15 protein-coding genes are annotated in these 19,560 nt (G+C 73.1%); 3 read left to right on the top strand and 12 right to left on the bottom strand.

Annotated elements, in window-relative coordinates; all coding sequences use genetic code 11:
• Both ACFSL4_RS20550 and ACFSL4_RS20555 read right to left on the bottom strand, forming a co-directional pair.
• Positions 1-733 (bottom strand): TerD family protein (locus ACFSL4_RS20550; protein WP_381084775.1); only part of this gene is annotated, 733 nt, incomplete at its 3' end.
• Positions 734-911: 178 nt separating this feature from the next.
• Positions 912-1,508 (bottom strand): M48 metallopeptidase family protein, encoded by a 597-nt coding sequence (locus ACFSL4_RS20555; RefSeq protein ID WP_381084778.1) that lies wholly within the window; start codon positions 1,506-1,508, stop codon positions 912-914.
• Positions 1,509-1,722: 214 nt separating this feature from the next.
• Here ACFSL4_RS20555 and ACFSL4_RS20560 point away from each other — a divergent pair, with 214 nt between their 5' ends.
• Positions 1,723-2,946 carry a TOMM precursor leader peptide-binding protein gene (locus tag ACFSL4_RS20560; protein ID WP_381084781.1) on the top strand — a complete coding sequence of 408 codons (1,224 nt, stop codon included), beginning with the start codon at positions 1,723-1,725 and terminating at the stop codon, positions 2,944-2,946.
• A complete protein-coding gene (locus ACFSL4_RS20565; RefSeq protein WP_381084784.1) occupies positions 2,939-4,300 on the top strand; it encodes an ABC1 kinase family protein in 1,362 nt (453 codons plus the stop codon). Before ACFSL4_RS20560 ends, ACFSL4_RS20565 begins: the two co-directional genes overlap by 8 nt.
• 30 nt (positions 4,301-4,330) lie before the next feature.
• Here ACFSL4_RS20565 and ACFSL4_RS20570 read toward each other — a convergent pair whose 3' ends face one another.
• The 5 genes from ACFSL4_RS20570 to ACFSL4_RS20590 all read right to left on the bottom strand — a co-directional run bounded on the left by ACFSL4_RS20570 (position 4,331) and on the right by ACFSL4_RS20590 (position 8,229).
• Positions 4,331-4,555, bottom strand: a complete 225-nt coding sequence (locus ACFSL4_RS20570; protein WP_381084787.1) for a hypothetical protein — start codon at positions 4,553-4,555, stop codon at positions 4,331-4,333.
• A 108-nt stretch (positions 4,556-4,663) separates the two neighbouring features.
• Complete coding sequence (locus ACFSL4_RS20575; RefSeq protein ID WP_381084790.1) at positions 4,664-4,987, bottom strand: hypothetical protein; 324 nt, start codon at positions 4,985-4,987, stop codon at positions 4,664-4,666.
• A complete protein-coding gene (locus ACFSL4_RS20580; protein WP_381084793.1) occupies positions 4,984-5,361 on the bottom strand; it encodes a WhiB family transcriptional regulator in 378 nt (125 codons plus the stop codon). Before ACFSL4_RS20580 ends, ACFSL4_RS20575 begins: the two co-directional genes overlap by 4 nt.
• A gap of 176 nt (positions 5,362-5,537) precedes the next feature.
• Positions 5,538-5,858, bottom strand: a complete 321-nt coding sequence (locus tag ACFSL4_RS20585; RefSeq protein WP_381084796.1) for a hypothetical protein — start codon at positions 5,856-5,858, stop codon at positions 5,538-5,540.
• Between the two features lie 166 nt (positions 5,859-6,024).
• Entirely contained in the window at positions 6,025-8,229 is a 2,205-nt protein-coding gene (locus ACFSL4_RS20590) for an ATP-dependent DNA helicase UvrD2 (protein WP_381084798.1), read from the bottom strand.
• Positions 8,230-8,428: 199 nt separating this feature from the next.
• Between ACFSL4_RS20590 and ACFSL4_RS20595 the strand changes: the two genes are divergently transcribed.
• A complete protein-coding gene (locus ACFSL4_RS20595; protein ID WP_381084801.1) occupies positions 8,429-8,671 on the top strand; it encodes a mycoredoxin in 243 nt (80 codons plus the stop codon).
• An 87-nt stretch (positions 8,672-8,758) separates the two neighbouring features.
• On the opposite strand, the gene nudC is transcribed toward ACFSL4_RS20595, so the two are convergent.
• From nudC to ACFSL4_RS20620, 5 genes are all read right to left on the bottom strand, one after another.
• Positions 8,759-9,703: an NAD(+) diphosphatase gene (gene nudC / locus ACFSL4_RS20600; protein ID WP_381084804.1), complete on the bottom strand. Its 945-nt coding sequence runs from the start codon at positions 9,701-9,703 to the stop codon at positions 8,759-8,761.
• A gap of 164 nt (positions 9,704-9,867) precedes the next feature.
• Entirely contained in the window at positions 9,868-11,271 is a 1,404-nt protein-coding gene (locus ACFSL4_RS20605) for a dipeptidase (protein ID WP_381084807.1), read from the bottom strand.
• A gap of 10 nt (positions 11,272-11,281) precedes the next feature.
• Positions 11,282-14,989: a UvrD-helicase domain-containing protein gene (locus ACFSL4_RS20610; protein ID WP_381084810.1), complete on the bottom strand. Its 3,708-nt coding sequence runs from the start codon at positions 14,987-14,989 to the stop codon at positions 11,282-11,284.
• A 107-nt stretch (positions 14,990-15,096) separates the two neighbouring features.
• Positions 15,097-18,705 (bottom strand): ATP-dependent helicase, encoded by a 3,609-nt coding sequence (locus tag ACFSL4_RS20615; protein ID WP_381084813.1) that lies wholly within the window; start codon positions 18,703-18,705, stop codon positions 15,097-15,099.
• A gap of 314 nt (positions 18,706-19,019) precedes the next feature.
• Positions 19,020-19,385, bottom strand: coding sequence for an MGMT family protein (locus ACFSL4_RS20620; protein ID WP_381084815.1), 366 nt, complete (start codon positions 19,383-19,385; stop codon positions 19,020-19,022).
• Positions 19,386-19,560 lie beyond the last annotated feature (175 nt).

Below are 19,560 nucleotides of genomic sequence, written 5' to 3' on the forward strand. Positions count from 1 at the left end.
CGGCGCTCCAGGCGACCGGCGCGACGCTCGGCGCGGGCGCCGGGGGCGGCGCCGCTCCCTGGTGCGCGGGCTGCGGCTGCTGCCGGAGGGGGACCGGTGCCGGGGCCGGTGCGGCGAACGAGGGCGCGGCTGCCTGGGCGGGCGGGGCGAAACCCGGGGCGGCACCGGCCGGCTGCTGCTGCTGCGCCGGAGCGGGCGTCTCCTCCTCCAGGACCTCGCCGCCGAAGTTCTTCAGCAGCGCTTCAAGACCGCCGTCGAAGCCCTGGCCGACCGCGGCGAAGCGCCACACGTCCTTCAGGTAGAAGTCGCCCAGCATGACCGCGCGCTCGGTGGTGAACTCCGAACCGCCGAACGAGTAGCGGGCCACTTCCTCACCGCCCGCGACGATCCGCAGGTATCCGGGGGAGATCTGCGACATCTGCCCGGCGCCGTCGATCGTCGCCGTGAAGGACAGCTTCTGGATCTGCGGGGGGATCTTGTCGAGCGTGACCCGGAAGGACTCTGCGTCGCCCGCCTGAGGACCGAGGAGCTGGACGGCCTCCTCCGGAGTCTTCGGCTGGTTGAAGAAGACGAAGTACCGGTCGTCCGAAAGCCGTTCGTCGGCGTCCAGACCGAAGCAGCTGATGTCGAAGGTCAGTCCGGGACCGGAGATCTGTACGCCTATGTACAGATCCGTGCCCATGGTGAGGTCACTGATCCTGGCCTTGTGGCCGCGTTGGAATTCCCTGGCCATGCGTAACGACCGTCCCCCATCCCGAATGTGAGTGCGTCGCGCCAGGCTAACGGCAAACCCGGGGAACGGAAGAAGCCGGTACAGACCCGGTACACAACCGCCTCTTCCAGACAGCACTGCGGGCTCACCCGCCGCGCGGGCCGTTCGATGAGGGGCGCTCGATGCGCGACCGTGGCGGCTACTCCTCGCGCGGCGCGGCCTGGCGTGGCAGCCGGTCCGCCGCGACGACCCCCTCCAGGTAGCCGCGGGCCCGCTCCGTGCGCGGATACGCCTCCAGCAGCCGCCAGAAGCGCGGCCCGTGTCCCGGTACGAGCAGATGCGCGAGTTCGTGCAGCAGGACGTAGTCGACGACATACTCGGGCATGCCCTGCAACCGGTGCGACAGACGGATGCTGCCCTCGGACGGGGTGCACGACCCCCAGCGCGTGTTCTGGTTGGTGACCCAGCGCACCGAGGCGGCCCGCGCCCGCCCGTCGAAATACTGCAGCGACAGCCGCTCGGCGCGCTCGGCCAGTTCGGCGTCTCCGATCACCCGCTTGCTCTCCTGGGCCGCCAGCTTGTCGAGCATGACGTTCACCCAGCGCTGCTCCTCCGCCTCGGACATCCGGGCGGGGATGAGTACAACGGTGCGATCGCCCTCGCGGTACGCGGAGACCGTTCTGCGCCGTCGCGCGCTCCTGCGGACCTCGATCGCGCTCGCCCCCGAGCCGCTCGGCGGCTGGCTCGTCGTGCTGCGCTGTGGCGTTCCGGCGCGGTGCAGTGGGTCGGCGGGCACGCCCTGACGTTACCCGCTGCGCACGGGGGAAGTCCCGCCTCCGGGACGCTTCCGTGCGGATCCACACTCCGTGCGCTTGATTCGTACGACAAACGCCCCAACCTGTGGAGAACTTCCCGCACGCCCCCGGCCGTTCCGGGCATGCTGACATACGTCGGCAGACCGGCACATCCGCCGACGAACGGGACCACACGACACACGACGGGGGCCGCTCATGCATCCGATGGTGAAGCCCGCGCTGCGGCGCGGCTGGCGGGATCTGAACACCGTGCAATTCGGGATGACACCCGCGCACGCCATGGTGCTGGGGCCGGTGGACACGGCAACGGGCAGCTTCCTCGACCTGCTCGACGGCACCCGCGGGCTGCCGCTGCTGCGCGAGGAGGCCCGCCGCACCGGTCTGCCCGACGGCCACGTGGACGCGCTGGTGGACCGCCTCTCCGGCGCGGGCCTGCTGGACGACGCGACGGGCGGCGGTTCCCGGGCCGACGCCCTCCGCTCGAAAACGGCCGTCCTGGATCGCCTCCGCCCCGATCTCGCATCGCTGTCCCTGGTGACCCGCACACCCGGGGAGCCCGCCCGGCGACTGGCCGCACGCCGCTCCCGGCGCGTCCAGGTCCGCGGCGCGGGACGGGTGGGGGCCGTCCTCGCCTCACTGCTGGCGGGCGCCGGCGTCGGCGAGGTCGACGTCCGCGACACGGGCTGCGTCGAGCCATGGGACGTGGCACCGGGCGGCCTGCCCGCGGACTCGGTCGGCCGGCGCAGGGAGGAGGCGGCCCGTCGCGTGGTACGCGCGGCCGCCCCGGACCGGCCACCGCGCCGGGAGCGCGCATCACGGCGCGGTCCGCACGACGACCCGGGCGCGGGTTTCTCCCTCGTGGTCCTGGCACCGCGCGACGGCCTCGCCGTCCACGCGCCCGACCCGTTCACCGCCGAGCCGCTGATCGGCTCCGGCACACCCCATCTGTACGCGGGTGTCGTGGAGGGCACGGGAGTGGTCGGCCCGTTCGTCCTGCCTGGCCGGACGGGCTGCGCGGGCTGCCTGGAGCAAACCCGTGCCGACCGGGACGAGACCTGGCCGAGGCTGGTCGCCCAGTGGCGCTCGGGCCGGCCGCGGCAGATCCAGGCGTGCGACCTCGCCCTGGCGACCGCGGTCGCGGGAGTCGCCGCCGGGCACGCGCTCGCCTTCCTGGACGGCGAACCGCCCTCCAGCGCGGGCGCCCGCTGGGAGACGTCCGTGCCCCGGCTGGACTGGCGTGCCCGGCCGGTATGGGCCCATTCCGCATGCGGATGCGGCGCGGCGGACAAAGGTAAGGGAGAACACACCACAAAGGACGGGGGCCCGCACGAGACAATGGCGGAGCAATGGCCGTCGAGGACCTTGCCCCGCAGGGCACACGCGGCACGGCTGTCTGGGACCTGGAGGGCGCATGTCTGATCTTCCCCGGAAGGCGGTCACCCGTACCGCCAAGCTCGCCGCGCTCCCGCTCGGCTTCGCCGGGCGGGCCACCTGGGGACTCGGCAAACGGATCGTCGGCGAGTCCGCGGAGATCGTCGGCCGCGAACTGCAGCAGCGGACGGCCGAGCAGCTGTTCAAGGTGCTCGGCGAGCTCAAGGGCGGCGCGATGAAGTTCGGGCAGGCACTGTCCGTCCTCGAGTCGGCGCTGCCCGAGGAGGTCGCCGGACCCTACCGCGCCGCCCTCACCAAGCTTCAGGAGGCTGCACCCCCGATGCCCACGCGCACGGTGCACGCCGTGCTGGAGGAGCGACTCGGCGAGGACTGGCACGAGCTGTTCCTGGAGTTCGAGGACAAGCCCTCGGCGGCGGCCTCGATCGGGCAGGTGCACCGCGGGGTGTGGCACGACGGCCGGGAGGTAGCGGTCAAGGTCCAGTACCCGGGAGCGGGTGACGCACTACTCTCCGATTTGACCCAGCTCACCCGTTTCGCCCGACTGCTGGGCCCCCTGGTCCCCGGCATGGACATCAAGCCGTTGATCACGGAGCTGCGCGATCGCGTCTCCGAGGAGCTGGACTACGCGCTGGAGGCACAGGCCCAGCGCACGCACGCGGAGGAGTTCGCGGGCGACCCGGATGTCCTGGTGCCGGCCGTGGTGCACCAGTGCGACCAGGTCCTCGTCTCCGAGTGGATCGACGGCATACCGCTGTCCGAAGTGATCGCCGAGGGCACCCAGGAGCAGCGGGACCGCGCCGGCCAGCTGCTGGCCCGCTTCCTCTTCTCCGGCCCCGCCCGCACGGGTCTCCTGCACGCCGACCCGCACCCGGGCAATTTCCGTCTCCTCCCCGGCGCCGACGGTTCCGGCGGCAAGGAGAGCTGGCGTCTGGGCGTCCTGGACTTCGGGACAGTCGACCGCCTGTCCGGGGGGCTGCCGACACCGATCGGCCACTCCCTGCGCCTGACCCTGGAGGGCGACGCCCAGTCGGTCTATGAACTGCTCTGCGAGGAGGGTTTCGTCAAGGAGTCCATCGGCCTCGACCCCGACGCGGTCCTCGACTACCTCCTGCCGATCATAGAACCCGCCCAGGCCGATGAGTTCACCTTCACCCGGGGCTGGATGCGCAGCCAGGCGGCCCGCGTCGCCGACCCCCGCTCCCCCGCCTACCAGCTCGGCAAACGGCTGAACCTTCCCCCGGCGTACCTCCTGATCCACCGGGTGACGCTGAGCACGATCGGGGTCCTGTGCCAACTGGGCGCGACGGTGCGTCTGCGCGACGAACTGGAAGAGTGGCTGCCGGGCTTCCTGCCGGAGGATGAACCCGCCGCGGAGGCGTGAGCGGGGCCGGGCGGGTGAGCGGCACGCGGCCTACCACCACGCCGAATCCAGCCGCCCCTCAATCGCCCTGATGTTGCCGCGGGCGCAGGTGCCGCAGAAGTAGTGGCGGGCTCCGTTCTCCACGGAGCAGGTCCAGGTGGGCTGGGGGCCGTCGGCGGCGGCGCCGCAGCGGGCGCACACGAGGCACCGGGCCTGTGCGAGGCCGGGCGACCGCACGCAGGCACTGCTGTCACTGTCTCCGGGAAGACTCGTCACCCCTGTGACGATATCGCCGCAGGCGCCGTTCGGCGCTCACAACGCACCGCGGGGGCCGGTCCGTTCGGACCGGCCCCCGCACGCTCTCCTGCTGCCCTGCGTCGTGGGCTACTGCATGACGGCCATGGCGAGCGCACGGCGAGCGCGCAGCGAGGCGCGTTCGGCCCGGCGCTGCATCCGGCGGGCCACCGCCAGGCGCACGGCCCGTCGTTCCCGCTCGGCCTCGTGCAGCCGCTCGTGCATATGCGCACGAGCCAAGGCTTCTGGGATGAGTTGCATCTCTCGGGTCCTGTTCTGGCGCGAGGCGCTCGCGCCGGTGGTGGTGACATCTGGGATCGCGGAGCCTGCGGGCTCGCTGGTGGACGGCTTCATCGAGGCCTGCTTCGTGGGGTCGTACGTGAGGGGACGGTCGATCGTTCCTGCGGTGCTCATGCCATGACCGGGTTCTTGCGCGGGCGGCCACGCGGCCGCTTGCGGGCGACGACAACACCCTGGACGAAGAGCTCGCCGCCCCAGACGCCCCAAGGCTCACGCCGCTCCTTGGCGCCGGCGAGGCACGCCTCGATCAGCGGGCAGGTGCGGCAGAGGGACTTGGCGTACTCGACGTCGGCCGGCGACTCGGCGAAGAAGACCTCCGGGTCGTAGGAGCGGCAGGGGACGGGTACGCCGAGGTTCTCGATGGCGTCGTCGAGCGCGGTGAGCGGGGTGAGCGCGGTGAGCGGGGTCAAGGTGGAGTCCTCCGTGAGGCCGGGCGGGGGGATCGTGTCGGAAGGCGGTACGGACGGGGCGTGCGCTTCGAGTTGCACGGTTCGTCTTCCTCGTCTGGTCGTTCCGGTCCTGTTGGACCGGTTGTCGGCTGGGTACCGGGTTCTGCTTCTGTCCCGAGGCCCCTTCACTCCGCCATCCCCGTTCAGGGAAAACAGAAGGGCCGCGGATCCCGGATGGGGTTCCGCGGCCCTGAAGGCGCCGGCCTGATCGGCGATCAGGCTGGATCACTCCAGGGTTTTGGCCCACGGAAGGCCCACATCAGGTGGTGCTGCGTCGTCTGCTTCCGGAATCCGGCACCGGCCGCCGCAAAGGCATAGGCCCGTGCCTGTGCCGCTACTGCTTCCAGTGCCTTGGTCGGTCGCTCATTGCGCTCACGGACGGGAAGATCCGCGAGAGACACGGGGGACACCGGACGGACGGCACGGATGCCGGACAGACCGGTGCCCAGGTCGAAGCCGCCGAGCAGGCATGTGGAGACGACCGAGCGATCGGTCATTTTGGCGGTGCAGATGGAGCTGGTGGTGATGCTGATCACTTCAATCGCCTCCTCTCGGCGTCTCGGGGGACTGGAGGTGAAGCCAGTCCGACTGATAGCAAGTACAGCACGGAACCGGGGCCTTCGAGAAGGCCGCCGTTCCCGTGCCTAAGAACCTATGGGGATTGCCCGGGCATGCGCAAACTATTTTCTCGACGAGTTCGTATCAGTCGTCGCCGTCCCCTGCAGCACCATCGCGACCTGCGCAGATGGCCAGAACATCGGCCCCGTAGCGGTTGAGCTTGCGGACCCCGACCCCCGGAATACGCGCCAGCTCGCGCTCGTCACCGGGGGCGGCCTCCGCGATCGCGATCAGGGTTCGGTCGGTGAAGACGCAGAAGGCGGGCTGTCCGCTGCGGTGCGCCTGGACGGCCCGCCACTCGCGCAGCCGCTCGTACAGACCCTCGTCCATGTCGGAGGGACAGCCGTCACAGCGCATCAGTTTCATCTCACCGGCCTCGGACAGCGTGCGCCCGCAGACCCGGCAGCGGGCCGGGGTTCTACTGGTACGGCGCGGAACGCCGACCGTAGCGACGGTGCCGAGGCCCCGTTCGATGCCGCCGGCCCCCCCGGTACCACCGATCGGGGTACGGCCCGCGCCGGACGAGCCGGGTCGGAGCCCGTCGAGGAAGCGGCTGGGCCGCCGGTTGGGGCGGCCGCCTGGTGAGCGGGACAGCGCCCAGGAGACATGGAGCCGTTCCCTGGCGCGGGTGACGCCGACGTAGAGCAGGCGGCGCTCCTCCTCGATCTGCTCGCCGGTCTTCGCGTAGGTGATCGGCATCATGCCCTCGGCGACCCCGACGAGGAAGACGGCATCCCATTCCAGGCCCTTGGCGGAGTGCAGTGAGGCGAGGGTGACGCCCTGTACGGTCGGGGCGTGCTGGGCGCCGGCCCGCTCGTCGAGCTCCGCCACGAGGTCGGCGAGGGTGGCGTCGGGTCTGGCCGCGGCGAAGTCCTGCGCCAGGTTCACCAGCGCGGCCAGGGACTCCCAGCGCTCCCGGGCGGCTCCCGACCCGGCGGGCGGTACGGCGGTCCAGCCCTCGCCCGAGAGGACGGCGCGCACCTGGGAGGGCAGGTCGACGGCGCCGTCGAGGAGGGTGTCGTTGGCACCGAAACGGGCCGCGCCGCGCAGGGCGATGCCCGCCTTGCGCACCTCGGGACGGTCGAAGAACCGTTCGGCGCCGCGCAGCTGATAGGGCACTCCGGCGTCCGCGAGGGCCTGTTCGTAGATCTCGGACTGCGCGTTGGTGCGGAACAGGACCGCGATCTCGGAGGCGGGCACGCCGGCGGCGAGCAGGTCGCGGATGCGCCGGGCAGTGCCTTCCGCCTCGGCGGGTTCGTCGCTGTATTCGCTGTAGACGGGCTCGGGGCCGGGGGCGCGCTGGGAGACCAGTTCGAGGCGGTGGTCGGCGGCCCGGCCGCGGGCCTGGGCGAGGAGACCGTTGGCGAGGTGGACGACCTGGGGCGAGGAGCGGTAGTCGCGGACCAGTTTGACGACGGTGGCTGCGGGGTGGCGGATGCGGAAGTCGAGGAGGTGGTCCGGAGTGGCGCCGGTGAAGGAGTAGATGGTCTGGCTGGCGTCACCGACGACGCACAGGCTGTCGCGGTCGCCGAGCCACAGCTCCAGCAGGCGCTGCTGGAGTGGGCTGACGTCCTGGTATTCGTCGACCACGAAGTGCCGGTACTGGGCGCGGACCGCGTCCGCGATGTCGTGCCGGTCCTGGAGAATGCCGACCGTGAGGAGCAGGACGTCCTCGAAGTCGATGGCGCCGCGGTCGCGCTTGAGGTCTTCGTAGGCGGCATAGAGCTGGGCGATCTCGGCGGGGCCACGGGGGGCCTCGCGGCCCGCCTCGGCGGCCGCGGCCGCGTAGTCGGCGGGGACCGTCTGGGTGACCTTGGACCATTCGATCTCGGCGGTGACGTCCCGCAGTTCGTTGCGGTCGAGGCGGACACGGCAGGCGGTGGCCGCGTCCGCGACGATCTGGATCTTGCGGTCGATGATCTTCGGGAAGGTGCCGCCGATGGCTTTCGGCCAGAAGTACTGCAGCTGGCGCAGGGCCGCGGAGTGGAAGGTACGGGCCTGGACGCCGGCGGCGCCGAGCTGACGGAGGCGGCCGCGCATCTCTCCGGCCGCACGGTTGGTGAAGGTGACGGCGAGCACGCTGGAGGGCTGCAGGATGCCGGCGCGGACGCCGTAGGCGATGCGGTGGGTGATGGCCCGCGTCTTGCCGGTGCCGGCGCCCGCCAGCACGCACACCGGGCCGTGCAGGGCGGTGGCCACCTCGCGCTGCTCGGGGTCGAGCCCTTCGAGCACCGCGTCGGCCGAGTCCGGTACTCGCGGGAAGAGAGGGGAGTGCGTTGCTGCTGTCACCCCGCCATGCTGCCAGGCCGTCGGAGAAGGGTGCGGCGGTTGTCCACAGGGAGACAACTGCGGTCGTACGAATACAGCGGGCGTCTGGTGTGACGCAGTCGGCGGGCCCGTGTCCGGGGCGGCGGGAATGCTGGAAGGTTCACATATGTTGCCCCCCTCAGCGACCACGCACCCCAAGCCGTGAAGGAGCACGACTGACATGCCGGGCACTGTGACGATGTACAGCACCTCGTGGTGTGGCTACTGCCGTCGGCTGAAGAGCCAGATGGACCGTGAGGGCATCGTGTACGACGAGATCAACATCGAGCGGGACCCGGCGTCCGCGGCATTCGTGGAGGAGGCGAACGGCGGCAACCAGACGGTTCCGACCGTGCTGTTCCCGGACGGTTCGACGCTCACTAACCCGTCACTGGCGCAGGTCAAGCGGAAGATCGGCGCGTAGACGGCCGCCGGGCGGTGGCGCTGCCGCGCGGGGCGGCCCCCGGGGTGACCCGGGGGCCGCCTTCTTCGTGTGCCGCGCTCGGCCCTGTCAGACCGTCGCTCTCGTCGGCAGGGGCTTGCCGTACCAGAGTTCGATGAGGCGGGCGGCGATGGAGATGCCGTAGGGCGGCAGGACCTCGCCGGAGTCGAAGGCGGCGCGCAGTTCCTCACGGGAGAACCAGCGGGCCTCGTGGATCTCGTCCCCGTCGACGTCGATGTCGGTGGAGGTGGCCCGGGCGAGGAAGCCCAGCATCAGGCTGGACGGGAAGGGCCAGGGCTGGCTGGCGATGTACTCGACCGCGCCGACGGTGATGCCCGCCTCTTCGAAGACCTCACGGCGCACGGAGTGCTCGATGGACTCGCCGGGCTCGACGAAGCCGGCGAGGGTCGAGAAGCGGCCCTCGGGCCAGTGCACCTGGCGGCCGAGCAGGATGCGGTCCTCCTCGTCGGTGACCGCCATGATCACCGCGGGGTCGGTGCGCGGGTAGTGTTCGGCCCCGCAGGCGGGGCAGCGGCGGATGTGGCCGGCGGCGGCGATGACGGTGCGTTCGCCGCAGCGCGAGCAGAAGCGGTGCATGCGCTGCCAGTTCTCCAGGGCGACGGCGTGCACCATCAGGCCCGCGTCGCGCGGGGACAGCAGCAGGCCGGCCTCGCGCAGGCCGGCCGGGCGCGCGGACTGGTCCATGCGGCCGGGGAGGGCGTCCTTCTGGAGGGCGAAGTAGCTGACGCCGTCCTCGCCGGTGCCCAGGAAGTAGCGGTGGGCCTCCGTGAGGGGTGCCTCGAAGGAGGGGGTCATGACGAGTTCGGTCCGGCCGTCGGGTGTCTCGTCGATGAGGACCTGACCGCCGGAGACCACGAAGCAGCGGGTCGTGGGGTGGCTCCACGCCGCGGCGAGCCATGCCTCGTCGAGGCGGTGGTGGGCGGCCCGGTCGATGCCGCTCGGGGCGGTGAGCGAGATGGGCCGGTCGGCGGTGTGGTCGGTCCAGGTGGTCACGGGTGCTTCCAACTCCCCCGGTGGAACGGTGGTTTCGGCGGGCGGTTCAGCGGGATGTACGGCTGCAGGGGACCGGGGCGGGCGGGCCTTGGGCGTGTGGGGTGGTGCTTCCAGTGTGCCGCGCGGCGCGGCCCGGGCGGGCGGCCGTCCGCTCCACGAGATCGTCAGTCCCCATCGCGCCGGTTCCTCCCCAGGTCGCCCCACAGGTATGCGGCGGTCTCGACGCCCTTGAGGAGCAGATCCAGCTCGACCTTCTCGTTGGGGGCGTGCCAGCCGTCGGAGGGGACGGAGATGCCCAGGAACAGCACGGGCGCGCCGAGGACTTCCTGGAGGTCGGCGGCGGGTCCCGAACCGCCCTCACGGGTGAAGCGGACCGGCTGTTGGAAGGCGCGGCCCATGGCGCGCACGACGGACTGAAGGGCGGGGTGGTCGAGGGGCGTCAGGCAGGGGCGGGTGGCCGCGCCGAACGTGATCTCGTGCCGGATCCCGGCGGGCACCCGGTCGGCGGCCCAGGCGCGGACGGCCTTCTCGATGTGGTCGGGGTCCTGGCCGGCGACGAGCCGGAAGGACAGTTTGACCATGGCCGAGGACGGGATGATCGTCTTGCTGCCGGGGCCCTGGTAGCCTCCGCCGATGCCGTTGACCTCGGCGGTGGGGCGGGCCCAGATGCGCTCCAGGGTGGTGTGTCCGGCCTCACCGTGGGTGGCGGTCGAGGCGGTGGTCCGCAGCCACTGCTCCTCGTCGAAGGGCAGTTCGGCGAAGAGTTCGCGTTCGCGGTCCGTGAGGTCGGTGACGCCGTCGTAGAAGCCCGGTATCGCCACGCGCGCGTGCTCGTCGTGCAGGGCGGCGACCAGGCGGGCGGCCGCGGTGGCGGGGTTGGGCACGCCACCGCCGAAGGATCCGGAGTGGATGTCCTGCCCGGGGCCGTGGAGCCGGATCTCGCACTCGGCGAGGCCGCGCATGCCCGTGCACACGGTCGGGGTGTCCGCGGACCACATGCCGGTGTCGGAGACGATCACGGCGTCGGCGGCGAGCCGGTCCGCGTGCTCGTCGACAAGGGCGCGGAAGTGCGGGGAGCCGGATTCCTCCTCGCCCTCGACCAGCAGCTTGAGGTGCACGGCGGGGGTGGTGCGGCCGGTGGCGGCGAGGTGGGCGCGGACCCCGAGCGTGTGGAAGAACACCTGGCCCTTGTCGTCGGCGGCCCCCCGCGCGTGGAGGCGGCCCTCGCGGATCTCCGGCTCGAAGGGGTCGCTGTCCCAGCCGTCCTCGCGGGCGGCGGGCTGGACGTCGTGGTGGCCGTAGACCAGGACGGTGGGTGCCTGCGGGTCGTCGGAGGGCCATTCGGCGAAGACGGCGGGTGCACCGTCGGTCGGCCACACCTCGGTGGCGGGGAAGCCGGTCTCCCGGAGCTTGGCGGCGAGCCACTCGGCACTGCTCCGCACGTCCTCCGCGTGCTCGGGCTGTGCGGACACCGACGGGATGCGCAGCCACTGCATGAGGTCGTCGAGGAAGGCGGAGCGGTGGCGGTCGATGTACGTGCGGACGGCGCTGTCCGGGGTCTCGCTCATGGTCACGAGCCTATCGGCCCGCACCGCCGGCCCGGTCCGCCGGTGCGTCGCCGGAGGGCTCCGGCAGCAGCAGCCGCTCCAGTGCCGCCCGGTCCGGGAGCCCCTCGGGGCGTACCACCTCACCGGTTCGGACGTACAGGAACGCGGCCTTGACGGCCTCCAGCGGCAGTCCCCGCTGTTCGGCCCAGGCGAGCCGGTACAGGGCGAGCTGGAGCGGGTCACCGGTGCGAGCGCGGCCGGTCTTCCAGTCGACGATCTCGTACGCCGTCCCGTCGCCGTCGTCCACGCGGTAGACGGCGTCGATGCGTCCGCGCACGACGCGCCCGGCCACGGCGAGCTGGAAGGGCGCCTCGACGCGGTACGGGGTGCGGTGCGCGTACGGGGTGCGTTCGAACGCCTCCTTGAGAGCCTCCAGGTCGCGTTCGTCGGCGATCTCGGCGTCGCTGCTGCCGGGCAGTTCGTCCGGCTCCAGCATGGGCAGCCGCAGTTCCTCGAAGCGGGCCTCGACCCACGCGTGGAAACGGGTGCCGCGGCGGGCCGCGGGTTGCGGGGGGCGCGGCATGGGGCGCGCGAGGTCGCGCGCGAGCCCGTCGGGGTCCTCGGCCAGGCGCAGCACCTGGGAGGCGGTCAGCGACGACGGCAGGGGTACGTCGGTGACGCCCGCGCGGGCCCGCAGCAGCTCTCCGGTGAGGGCGTCCAGGTCGCGGTCCCAGGAGACGAGGGTGCGGGCCTCCTCGGGGGTGAGCGCCGGGACTTCCTCGGCCGGGCGCCGACGGGTGTGCGGGACGGTCGCGGCGCCCTCGCCGAGGGGCACGCGCGCGTGGGGTGCCTCCGACGCCTCCGCCGGGCGGCCGGTGCTCCAGGGGTCCTGGCCGGCGCGGGCCTCTTCCTCCATGTCGTCGCCGGGGGCGTCGTCCTCGGGGAGGTCTTCGGGGACGTCGTACGGGACGCCATCGGCGAAGCCCTCGGGGTACTCGTCCGGGGGCACTTCGGCGTCGTGTCGGGCCTCGACGTCGTGGGGGGCCTCGAGGTCGTGGGGGGCCTCGACGCCGTACGGAGCCTCGGTCTCGTAGGGCGCCTCGGTCTCGTAGGGCGCCTCGGTCTCGAAGGGCGCCTCCTCTCGGTAGAGGTCGTCCTCGTCGGGCGGGGACGGCCATTCCGGGTCGCCGTGCGCCGAGGGGGCGTGGGGGGCCGCCCGGTTGGCACCGTCAGGGGAGGCGATCCGGTCGAGGTGTGCGAGGACGGTCTCGGCGGCGGCCCGGCGACGGGCGAGTGCCGCCGGGTCCAGCGGGAGGGGCCAGGCGTGGTCGGCGGCGGCGGCCCGCAGCGCCGGGTTCTCCTCGTCCTCCCCGGGCTCGTCGGCCCAGACCTCGATCTCGCCGTACCCGGCAGCGCAGTGCTCGTGGAGCGCCCGGAGGAAGTCCGAGGGCCCGCGGGGCCGCTTCTGGGCGGGGCCCCACCAGTGGCCGGAGCCGAGCAGCAGGGAGCGGGGGCGTGTGAAGGTGACGTAGCCGAGGCGCAGTTCCTCGGTGTGCTGGTGGTCCTTCATGGCCTCGTGGAACGCCTTGAGGCCCCGGGCGTCCCACGTCTCGACGTCGGGCAGGGTGGCGTCGTCGCCCCGCAGGGCGTGGGGCAGCACCTTGCCCTGCGCGGTCCATTTCTCGCGGCCCTGCGTGCTCGGGAAGGTGCCGCTGACCAGGCCCGGAACGGCGACGACGTCCCATTCCAGGCCCTTGGACTTGTGCGCGGTGAGCACCTTGACGGTGTTCTCGCCGCCGGGCAGGGCGTTGTCGAGGCCCTTCTCGTACTGGGCGGCGGTGCGCAGGAAGCCGAGGAACGCCAGGAGGGTGGCGTCCGGTTCGTTGGCGGCGAAGGCCGCGGCGGTGTCCAGGAAGTTCGAGAGGGTCTCGCGGCGGCGGGCGGCCAGCGCGTGCGGGGACGCGGACAGCTCGACCTCCAGGCCGGTGACGGCCAGCACCCGGTGCAGCACGTCCATCAGCGGGTCCGCCAGCGAGCGGCGCAGGTCTCGCAGCTCGGCGGCCAGGCGCGCGAACCGTACGCGCGCGTCGGGCGAGAAGGGCAGCCCGTCGTCCTCCCGGTCCGCCTCCATCGGCAGTTCGAGGAAGGTGTCGAGGGCGTCCGCGAGCGATATCACCTCGGAGGGGTCGATGCCCTCGACGGCCGCGGTGAGCCGGCGGTCGGGGTCGTCGTCGGCGCCCACGCGCGTGTGCGACACGAGCAGCCGGGCGCGCCGGCCCAGGAGGGCGAGGTCGCGCGGGCCGATGCGCCAGCGCGGGCCGGTGAGGAGGCGGACCAGGGAGGCGTTGGCGCCGGGGTCCTGGAGCACCTCGCAGACGGCGACGAGGTCGGCCACCTCGGGCAGGTGCAGCAGCCCGGACAGGCCCACGACCTCCACCGGGATATCGCGGGCGACCAGGGCGCCCTGGATCCGGGGGAAGTCGGTCGCGGTGCGGCACAGGACGGCGATCTCGCCTGGTGCCGTGCCGGTGCGGACCAGGTGGGCGAGGGAGTCGGCGATCCAGTCGATCTCCTCGGCGTGGGTGCGCAGCAGGGCGCAGCGGACCCGTCCGTCGCGCTCGGCGCCGGGGGCGGGGCGCAGGGCCCGCACGCCCGCGTGCATGGCGCGCAGCGGCTCGGCGAGGCCGTTGGCGAGGTCGAGTAGCCGGCCGCCGCTGCGGCGGTTCTCGCTGAGGGCCTGGCGGGTGGCGGGGCGGCCGTCGGCGTGCGGGAAGTGCTCGGGGAAGTCGTCGAGGTTGGCGACGGACGCGCCGCGCCAGCCGTAGATGGCCTGGCAGGGGTCGCCCACGGCGGTCACGGGATGGCCGGTGCCGCCGCCGAACAGTCCGGCGAGCAGGATGCGTTGGGCCACGGACGTGTCCTGGTACTCGTCGAGCAGGACCACGCGGAACTCGTCGCGCAGGAGGCGGCCCACGTCGGGCAGGGCGGCGAGGGCCGCGGAGAGGGCGATCTGGTCGCCGAAGTCGAGGAGGTCGCGTTCGCGCTTGGCGGCGCGGTAGCGGTCCACCAGGTGGGCCAGTTCACGGCGGGCGGCGGCCGTCTCGGGGACCTTGCGCAGGTCGGCGTTGGTGAGTCTGACGCCCTCCAGGGTGCGCAGCAGGTCGGCGTCGTACGCGCGCACGTCCTCGGGCCGTACGAGGTGTTCGGAAAGTTCGGAGTCGAGGGCGAGGAGGTCGCCGACCAGGTCGGGGAAGGAACGGGTCAGTGCCGGGTAGGGGCCGGGAGCCTCGCGCAGCACCCGCGCGGCGAGCTGGTAGCGGGTGGCGTCGGCGAGCAGGCGCGAGGCCGGTTCGAGCCCGATGCGCAGTCCGTGGTCGGTCAGCAGCCGGCCCGCGAAGGCGTGGTAGGTGGAGATCACCGGCTCGCCTGGCGGATGGTCGGGGTCGGCCGCGTCCGGGTCGGTGACGCCGGCCCTGACGAGCGCCTTGCGCACGCGTTCGGCGAGTTCGCCTGCCGCTTTGTTGGTGAACGTCAGGCCGAGGACCTGTTCCGGGGCGACCTGGCCGGTGCCGACCAGCCACACCACGCGGGCCGCCATCACCGTGGTCTTGCCCGATCCGGCTCCGGCCACGATCACCTGCGGAGCGGGCGGTGCGGTGATGCAGGCCGTCTGCTCCGCGGTGAACGGGATGCCGAGGAGCTCCTTGAGCTGCTCGGGATCGGTGATACGGGCGGGCACGTCGCAGAAGGCTAGCCGCGACCACTGACATCGCGTGCCCGGCCTCCCCGGCAGGCCGGCGGAGGCCCTGGTCGGACGGCATGGTGCCGTCCGTCACAGGGGTGTTCTCACTCCACGACGTGACGGCCCTCGGGGCGCGCGCTGCAGGAGGCCCGGAACGCGCAGTGCGTGCAGTGCTGCCCGGCGGTCGGTGAGAAGCGCTCGTCGAGGACCTTTCCCGCGGCGGTGGCCAGGAGCCGGCCGGCCCACTCCCCCTCCAGGGGTTCCTGGCTCTGCACCTTGGGCAGGGTGTCGCCACCGTCCTTCTTGGCGGCGCCCTGGCGCAACTGCACCAGTTCGGCGCCGCCGGGCTCCGGGCGCCGGCCGTCGAACGCCTCGTCGACGGCGCCCTCGTGCACGGCGAGCTGGTAGACGGCGAGCTGCGGATGCCGGGCCACCTCGGCGGCGCTGGGTGCCTGCTTGCCGGTCTTGAAGTCGACGACGTAGGCGCGGCCTTCGGCGTCCGCCTCGACGCGGTCCATGGAGCCGCGGATGCGCACCCGGTAGTCGCCCGCTTCGAGGGTGACGTCGAAGTCGTGCTCGCTCGCCACCGGGGTGCGCCCGGGTCGGGCGCCGTTGGAGGCCACGTGCCACTTCAGGAAGCGTTCGAGCGCCACGCGCGCGTTGTCCTTCTCCTGTTCGGACTTCCACGGTGCGTCGAAGGCGAGTGCGTTCCACACCGAGTCGAGGCGCTCCATGAGGACGGCGAGGTCGGCGGGGGTGCGCCCGGAGGCCACCTCGTCGGCGAGGACGTGCACCACGTTGCCGAAGCCCTGGGCGGCGGTCGCGGGCGCGTCGGCCTTCACCTCGCGCCCCAGGAACCACTGCAGGGCGCAGGTGTTCGCGAGCTGGTCGAGGGCGCTTCCGGAGAGCACTACGGGCTGGTTCCGGTCGCGCAGCGGCACCTTGCTCTCGGTCGGGTCCCACATGCCCCACCAGCGGTATGGGTGCGCGGCCGGCACCAGGGGCCGGCCGTCCTCGTCGGTGAGCGCGGCGAGCCGGGCCAGCCGGTGCGCGGCGGCCTGTCTGAGGGCGTCGGACGCGTGCGGGTCGACGGTCGTGGCACGCAGTTCGGCGACGAGAGCGGCGACGGACAGCGGGCGGCGCGGGCGGCCGGTGACGTCCTTGGGTTCGACGCCGAGCTCGGTGAGGAAGCGGGAGGGCTGGTCGCCGTCGTCGGCGGGGGCCTTCACGGCGGTGACGACGAGGCGTTCACGCGCGCGGGTGCAGGCCACGTAGAACAGGCGTCGTTCCTCGGCCAGCAGGGCACCCGGGGTGAGGGGCTGGGCGAGCCCGTCGCGGCCGATGCGGTCGGCCTCCAGCAGGGAGCCGCGGCGGCGCAGGTCGGGCCACAGGCCCTCCTGGACCCCCGCGACGACGACCAGGCGCCACTCCAGGCCCTTGGAGCGGTGCGCGGTCATCAGGCGTACGGCGTCGGGGCGCACGGCCCGGCGGGTGAGCGTGTCGGCGGCGATGTCCTGGGCCTCGATCTCCTCCAGGAAGTTGAGGGCGCCCCGCCCGCCGGTGCGCTCCTCCGCGCGCGCGGCGGTCGCGAACAGGGCGCACACGGCGTCGAGGTCGCGGTCGGCGTTGCGCCCGGCCGCACCGCCGCGCCGGGAGGCGCGCTCCAGCCGCCGGGGCCACGGTGTGCCCTCCCACAGCTCCCAGAGGGCCTCCTCCGCCGTGCCGCCACCCGAGAGCCGCTCCCGTGCCGTCCTGAGCAGTGCGCCCAGGCGCTGGGCCCCGCGCGCGTACGCCGGATCGTGCGCCACCAGCCGCTCCGGCTCGGCCAGCGCCCGTGCGAGCAGTTCGTCCGAGGGCGGGGGTACGGGGTTGCCGGCCGCCCGCTCCTCCTCGCGCAGGGCACGGCCCAGGCGGCGCAGGTCGGCGGCGTCCATCCCGCCGAGCGGGGAGACGAGGAGGGTGAGCGCGGTCTCCGTGTCCAGCCAGCACTCCTGTGGCCGTCCGCCGTCGGGGGCGGTGTCCGCGAGCCGGCCGCCGCGCGCACCGCCGTCTGGAGCGGGCGTCTTCGCGGGCGCCGGTGCGCCGGCGTCGGGCCTAGGAGCTCCGGACGGCGCCCGTCCGCCGGTGTCTCCGGTGTCTCCGGTGTCCCCGGTGTCCCCGGCGCCCCCTGCGTCCCTGGCCTCCCCGGTCCCCCCGGCATCCCCGGCGTCCCGGTCCGCGGGCGCCCGTACGCCGGCCGGGTCGCCCGCACGCGCGCGTGCCTCGTCGCCGTCGGCCGGGTCGCCCGCACGCGCGCGCACGTCGTCGCCGTCGCCCGACACCACCGCCCGCGCCACCGCCCGCAGGGCCGTGAGCAGCGGGGTCACAGCCGGTTCATGGCGCAGTGGCAGGTCGTCGCCGTCGATGTCCAGGGGGACCCCGGCCGCCGTCAGGGCCCGGCGGACCGTCGGGATCGTGCGCGCTCCGGCACGTACCAGGACGGCCATCTCGCCCCACGGGACCCCGTCCTCCAGGTGCGCTCGCCGCAGGGTGTCGGCGACGTTGTCCAGTTCCGTGCCGGACGTCGGGTACGTGTACACCTCGACGCACCCCCCCTCCCGTACCGCGGCGAGCTGCCGGTGGGCGCGCACCTTCTCCGCGGGAAGGCGGGTCAGCGGCATGCGCTGGGCCAGCAGCCGGGTGGCGGCCAGGAGGGCGCTGCCGGAGCGGCGGGACGTCCTGAGGACCTCCACGGGAGCCGGGGCGCCGTCCGCGCGCCGGAAGGCGTACGGGAAGTCGAGGATGCCACCCACGTCGGCGCCCCGGAACGCGTAGATCGACTGGTCGGGGTCGCCGAAGGCCACCAGGGTCCGGCCGCCGCCCGCGAGGGCCTGCAGGAGGCGCGTCTGCGCCGGATCGGTGTCCTGGAACTCGTCCACGTAGACCGCGTCGTACTGGGCGGCCAGCCGCTCGGCGATCCGGGGACGGCGGGCCAGCAGCACCGCGCGGTGGACCAGCTCTGCGTAGTCGATCACTCCCTGGAGGTCGAGGACGTCCAGGTACTCGGCGAGGAAGGCGGAGGCGGCCTCCCAGTCGGGGCGGCCGATGCGTTCGGCGAAGCGGCGCAGCGCGTCCGGGCCGAGTCCGAGTTCGCGGCTGCGTGCCAGCACGGCGCGGACCTCGTCGGCGAAGCCGCGCGTGGTCAGGCAGGCCCGCAGCTCGTCGGGCCAGCGCACGTGCGCAAGACCGAGCCGTTCCAGGTCCGGCTGCCCGGCGAGCAGTTCGCGCACCGCCACGTCCTGCTCGGGTCCGGACAGCAGGCGGAGGGGCTCGACGAAGAGGCCACTGTCCTGGTGGGCGCGGACCAGGGCGTAGCAGAACGAGTGGAACGTGGTGGCCTGCGGGGCGTGTGCCGGACCGGCGCGCAGCGCCATCCGGTCGCGCAGGTCGACGGCGGCCCTGCGGCTGAACGTCAGGACCAGGATGCGCTCGGGATCGACGCCTCGGCCGACTCGGGCGGCCACGGACTCGACGAGCGTGGCGGTCTTGCCGGTACCCGGACCTGCGAGAACGAGCAGCGGACCCGCCTCGTGGTCAACCACCGCGCGCTGTGCTGCGTCCAGTCGAGGGGGATCCATCCGGGCCGGCGGGGTACGCACCAGTCGGTAAGCGCCATGGCTCCCCTGCCGCACCCGGGGGTGCGGCAGGCGCCTGGTGGAGGAAGAGGAGCTCACGTGGTTCGCCGGTCCTGGTGGTCGTACTCGGGCTTGTCACTGGCGGCGCGGAGCGCCGACGTTGCGGGACGGTGGTCGGGCGACGGGTGGAAGGACGGCCGCGCGTGGCGGGCGGTGGCCGCGGGATGAGAGGGACGAGCGCCGTCGACGCTACGCCCGTGCGGGCCACGGAAGCAGGGCTTCCCCTTGTTCCCGTCCGTCCCGTGGGTCACTCGTGTCCCCCGCTGCACGAACGTACGGCATGTCGCGAAGGTGCCCCGCTGCCCCCGTACGGGCCACAGGTTCCCCATCGGCCCGCCGGATGGGCGAAGCTGTCAGATATGACCGTCAGCGCGTTCGTCGCCGTCCCATCGCGCACGTCGCATGTCGACGCGCGGCAGATGGCCCTCGGACGCGCGTCCGGCCTCGCGCAGGGGGGTGCCCTCCTCCCGGTAGTGGGCGAGCGCCTCCAGTTCGTGCCCCGGGAGCAGCACGCCGTCCGCGCGGATGACGCGCCACCAGGGGACCGCTCCCCCGTAGAGGGCCATCACGCGGCCCACCTGACGCGGACCACCCTCCTCCAGCCACTCGGCCACGTCCCCGTATGTCATGACGTGTCCCGGCGGAATGCGTTCGGCCACGTCAAGGACCCGTTCCGCATACTCCGGCAGGGCGTCCGCCGGAAGGCTCTCCTCACTCATCCGCCCCATCCTGCCCCACCCCACCGACAAGGTGATGCGACGGAGACCAGGCGCATCCCTCGCCTCGGCGCGGCGCTTCGGGCAGACTGTGCGCCCCCGCATTTGCACCTCATGCCCCCGTGTACCGGGTGGACATGCCACGATCGTGCGGGCGGTGACCGGTGATACGAGATCA

The organism is Streptomyces caeni (assembly GCF_042678285.1).
Lineage (GTDB): Bacteria > Actinomycetota > Actinomycetes > Streptomycetales > Streptomycetaceae > Streptomyces > Streptomyces caeni.

Excerpts from the sequence above, each read along its gene's own strand:
- ACFSL4_RS20560 (WP_381084781.1), top strand. The coding sequence starts at position 1,723 with ATGCATCCGATGGTGAAGCCCGCGCTGCGGCGCGGCTGGCGGGATCTG.
- ACFSL4_RS20605 (WP_381084807.1), bottom strand. The coding sequence starts at position 11,271 with ATGAGCGAGACCCCGGACAGCGCCGTCCGCACGTACATCGACCGCCAC.
- ACFSL4_RS20575 (WP_381084790.1), bottom strand. The coding sequence starts at position 4,987 with ATGAGCACCGCAGGAACGATCGACCGTCCCCTCACGTACGACCCCACG.
- ACFSL4_RS20595 (WP_381084801.1), top strand. The coding sequence starts at position 8,429 with ATGCCGGGCACTGTGACGATGTACAGCACCTCGTGGTGTGGCTACTGC.
- ACFSL4_RS20620 (WP_381084815.1), bottom strand. The coding sequence starts at position 19,385 with ATGAGTGAGGAGAGCCTTCCGGCGGACGCCCTGCCGGAGTATGCGGAA.
- ACFSL4_RS20565 (WP_381084784.1), top strand. The coding sequence starts at position 2,939 with ATGTCTGATCTTCCCCGGAAGGCGGTCACCCGTACCGCCAAGCTCGCC.